This is a genomic window from Arsenophonus endosymbiont of Bemisia tabaci Q2, assembly GCF_902713415.1.
GTDB lineage: Bacteria > Pseudomonadota > Gammaproteobacteria > Enterobacterales > Enterobacteriaceae > Arsenophonus.
In genome coordinates, this window is record NZ_CACTIE010000207.1 from 1 (window position 1) to 3,682 (window position 3,682).

General features: G+C 41.3%; 5 protein-coding genes. 2 read left to right on the forward strand and 3 right to left on the reverse strand.

Going from position 1 to position 3,682, the window contains the following annotated elements:
- Window positions 1-474: 474 nt before the first annotated feature.
- Window positions 475-1,224, forward strand: coding sequence for a Sak single strand annealing protein (locus ARSQ2_RS14355; RefSeq protein WP_338078289.1), 750 nt, complete (start codon window positions 475-477; stop codon window positions 1,222-1,224).
- 56 nt (window positions 1,225-1,280) lie between these two features.
- Entirely contained in the window at window positions 1,281-1,700 is a 420-nt protein-coding gene (locus ARSQ2_RS09990; protein WP_338078290.1) for a lambda exonuclease family protein, read from the forward strand.
- A 530-nt stretch (window positions 1,701-2,230) separates the two neighbouring features.
- Here ARSQ2_RS09990 and lysC read toward each other — a convergent pair.
- The 3 genes from lysC to ARSQ2_RS10005 all read right to left on the reverse strand — a co-directional run bounded on the left by lysC (window position 2,231) and on the right by ARSQ2_RS10005 (window position 3,457).
- Entirely contained in the window at window positions 2,231-2,404 is a 174-nt protein-coding gene (gene lysC, locus ARSQ2_RS09995; protein ID WP_238334445.1) for an Rz1-like lysis system protein LysC, read from the reverse strand.
- Window positions 2,405-2,757: 353 nt separating this feature from the next.
- Window positions 2,758-3,231 carry a lysozyme gene (locus ARSQ2_RS10000; RefSeq protein WP_181995205.1) on the reverse strand — a complete coding sequence of 158 codons (474 nt, stop codon included), beginning with the start codon at window positions 3,229-3,231 and terminating at the stop codon, window positions 2,758-2,760.
- Window positions 3,221-3,457, reverse strand: coding sequence for a phage holin family protein (locus ARSQ2_RS10005; protein ID WP_238334447.1), 237 nt, complete (start codon window positions 3,455-3,457; stop codon window positions 3,221-3,223). Before ARSQ2_RS10005 ends, ARSQ2_RS10000 begins: the two co-directional genes overlap by 11 nt.
- Window positions 3,458-3,682 lie beyond the last annotated feature (225 nt).

The following is a 3,682-nucleotide window of genomic DNA, read 5'->3' on the forward strand; positions in this document are numbered from 1 at the left end:
TCTAAAATCAATTGAATAGCTCATATAAATAATGTCATCAAAATTAAGTCGCTTAGCTATATCTGAAACATTAATCCCCCTTTTTTAGTTCAATCTTCAATTAATCAAGAGTTAACAATATGAACCAACTTAAACAGCAGGAGCTTCGTTAGAAACGACTCCCTAAAAATCATCCCCACCTTGCTAATTATCGCGTTGGCAAGCCTGGTTTTACTGTTAGCAAAATAGGAATCCAAATGAACCCTTACGCCCTGCAAGATGAGAACAACAGCAAGACATTGCTTATTGGGAAGATAGACTGGATGACGCAATCAGTGAACTTGTCCAGCCTATGTATGATTGCCTTCCTTCCTCCGTCATGCGAAAACTCAATCATGAGAATTTTGACGATATTTGGCAGGCGCTGTTTGACCATTTTAAACGTGAGAACATCAATCAGTACAAAGCACTTCGAGCGCCCAAGAGGAAATATCTATGAGTAAAACACAACAGACCGAAAAAGAAAAAAGTTTTCAACAGCAGGTTTGGGAAACACTTTCTACGATTAATGTTAACGATAAAATTGAAAAGAAAAATGGCCTCTCTTACCTGTCATGGGCTTGGGCATGGGGCGTATTAATGGCGCACTATCCCGAATCGTACTATACCATTGATACTGTTAGCTATAACAATGATCGCAGTGCCATGGTCTCATTAACCCTCACGGTTAAGCAAGGCGATAATGAATTTCCGCGCACAATGTGGCTCCCCGTGATGGATTACCGGAATCAGGCCATATCTAACCCTAATGCGCTGGATATCAATAAAACGCTGATGCGCTGTCTGACTAAAGCCATTTCCATGTTTGGATTAGGGTTTTATATCTATGCCGGTGAAGATTTACCCGAACAGGAAAAAATCGTGATACAGCAAGAAGCCGCACAACAAAAAGTTCGTTACGACCAATTAATCAGGGATTTAAAAATCGCCGCAAAAGGCGGTGTTGAATCAATGAAAACGCATTGGCAACAATTAACGCCCGAAGAAACCAATATCATTGGCGAAGAAAATAAAATGGCTATTTATCGCAATATTGCAATCAAAAATGAGGCTCATCATGAAACAGAAAACGGACGCGTGGTTTCAGGCAAGACTTGGGAAAGTCACCGCCAGCAATTTACACAAAGTGTTATCCAAGGGCAAGGGAAAAACACAACGAAATTACCTCATGCAGTTAGTCTGTGAAACCTTGACCGAACGACGAGAAGACATGAAAACCAATCCGGGCCATTGAACGGGGGATTGGCCTTGAGCCGGAAGCCAGAGAACGATATTGCCTCAATGAATTTGAGGTTACTGTCACCGAAGTCGGGTTTATTCCTCACCCGACTATTGAGCTCTTTGGGGCAAGTCCTGATGGGTTAGTGAATGATGATGGCCTTATCGAAATAAAATGCCCTAACACCACCACCCATCTCGACACCCTCATCACGGGAAAACTGAAACACGAATACCTGTTACAAATGCAGGGGCAAATGATGTGCACAGGGAAAAGCTGGTGCGATTTTGTTAGCTATGATGACAGACTGCCGCCTAACCTTTCCTACTATAAAATCCGAATTATCAAGGATGATAAATTAGTCAACGAGATTGAACAGGCTGTTAAAACCTTTATCGAAAAACTGAAATCAGAAATCAACAAAATTAATCACTATAGCTAAGCGTCTTAATTTTGATTACAAAATATATGTTTTTCGCCAATATAAATTTACTGATATAGAGTAATTACTTGTAATTATTTTAAAGTCGCCCAGCTATAGTTCTTTTGCTAACTGCCAAAGTTTTTTCCGTGTTTCATGTAATGCTCGTCCAGCAGCAGAAATATTTTTTCCTGATTTTTCAATTGATCAAGTAAATGATTTCTCTCAGCTTTCTTCTGTTTAACACTTTTCTCTTTTTCTGCAATATTTGATAACAGATCTTTCAGTTTTACTTTATTGTCACTGATGGGATTGGTTGTGGTATAGCTAGGCGACTTTAAAATGATTACAAGTAATTACTCTATATCAATAAATTTATATTGGAGAAAAACATATATTTTGTAATCAAAATTAAGTCGCTTAGCTATATCTTTACCTTATTGTTCAATTTTGCTGACTACCCTTAATAGTTATCGCCGTGATGAAAAACCGTGCCAGTCCCCAACGCGGTAATCATCGCATGCTGACAGGATAAGCGTTAGCATTGACATTTATTCTCGCTTATTTTCAATTCGCCTTATCGCTGCTTTATCTTGGTTACACATTTCGAGAGCCAGTAGCAGTTGCTCATTGAGTATCAGGCTATCGCCCCAAGTCATGTGTTCTGATATCACCGGCAGAGCGCAATCATCGAGTAACGTGGCTGGAATGGGCACTGGACGCACGGGGAGATATTTTATCGGTGTGCGCACGCAACCGGTTAAGAGCGGCAGGAGGTACAGGAAGATGAGCACAGGGTTCAGGGGTAATCGCTTCCTGTATCTTAATCGTTTGAGGATACGATGCCTGTATGGCCTGTTGGTGTGCATCCTGAGTGGCTCCGGCTATAGCATTAAAAATATCAACCGCCTGCGCATAGTGGGTAAACTGTGCCCGTGCAGCATCACGCTCGGCACTCAGTGACTGGTTCGCTAATTTCAGACGAACGTTTTCGACATATTGAAACCTGACTACGATGGAGAGTACAGTGATTGTAATAAGTAATCCAGCCGAGAGAAGGAGTTTCCAATGCATAACGTTAATCCGGTAGACAAATCTCACGCTCTACCGCCCGGCGGTTAACTAGTCCTTTTGATACTTTGCCTTCATTATATTTCCAGCGCCGCATTTCATCACAAGCACCTTGTATGTCACCTGAGTTGAGTTTGTGGAGTAGCGTTGAACGCGCAAAAGCCCCACTTCCTACGTTATAAACGAATGAGGCTAAACCCGCTTTCTGCATTTCAGTCAGCGGCACAGTAACCTGAGTTTCAACTACCGACATCGCCGCCTTCAGGTCACTCTCCAGCAGCGCCTGACATTCCTCGTCTGTGTAGCGTTTGTTCGGGATAACCGCTTCTCCTGTATGCCCATAGCACACAGTTAGCACGTCACCACCGTCTTTATAGGGTTTATGCCTTATTCCTTCATTCCACTGCACCAATACCGCCACAATAGCAACAGCGCCGCCTGTCATTGCCGTCAGCAGTCGTCGTTTAAGGTCAGGATTCATTATCTTTTCTCACGCGAAAACGGTATTCCTTATGCCGATAGTACCAGTTCACCCCACAAGTCAATAGGGTGCAGACAATACCGGTAATCAGCGCCCACTCACTGAGCGAAAATACGCCTAACAGGCAGGTAGCAAAGCTCCAGCTATAGGCGAAGCCGGTGGTGTATTTTTCCATAGTATAGCTAAGCGTCTTAATTTTGATTAAAAAATATATGTTTTTCTCCAATATAAATTTACTGATATAGAGTAATTACTTGTAATCATTTTAAAGTCGCCCAACTATATAACAAAAAGACATTATTTTAATTACAGGAAGGCAGCGTTTTTATCATCTAAAAACATTTCTATGCGTTAATAATCTGTAATTATTTTTAAGTGGTTTATCTATATAACTTGATGACGTCCAAAATTATTCATGAAAAAAACAATCAACTAAAGTGAAATGCCAAGT

Bases quoted from the DNA above. Each gene is read 5' to 3' on its own strand.
- ARSQ2_RS14355 (WP_338078289.1), top strand. From the start codon at position 475: ATGAGTAAAACACAACAGACCGAAAAAGAAAAAAGTTTTCAACAGCAG.
- ARSQ2_RS10000 (WP_181995205.1), bottom strand. From the start codon at position 3,231: ATGAATCCTGACCTTAAACGACGACTGCTGACGGCAATGACAGGCGGC.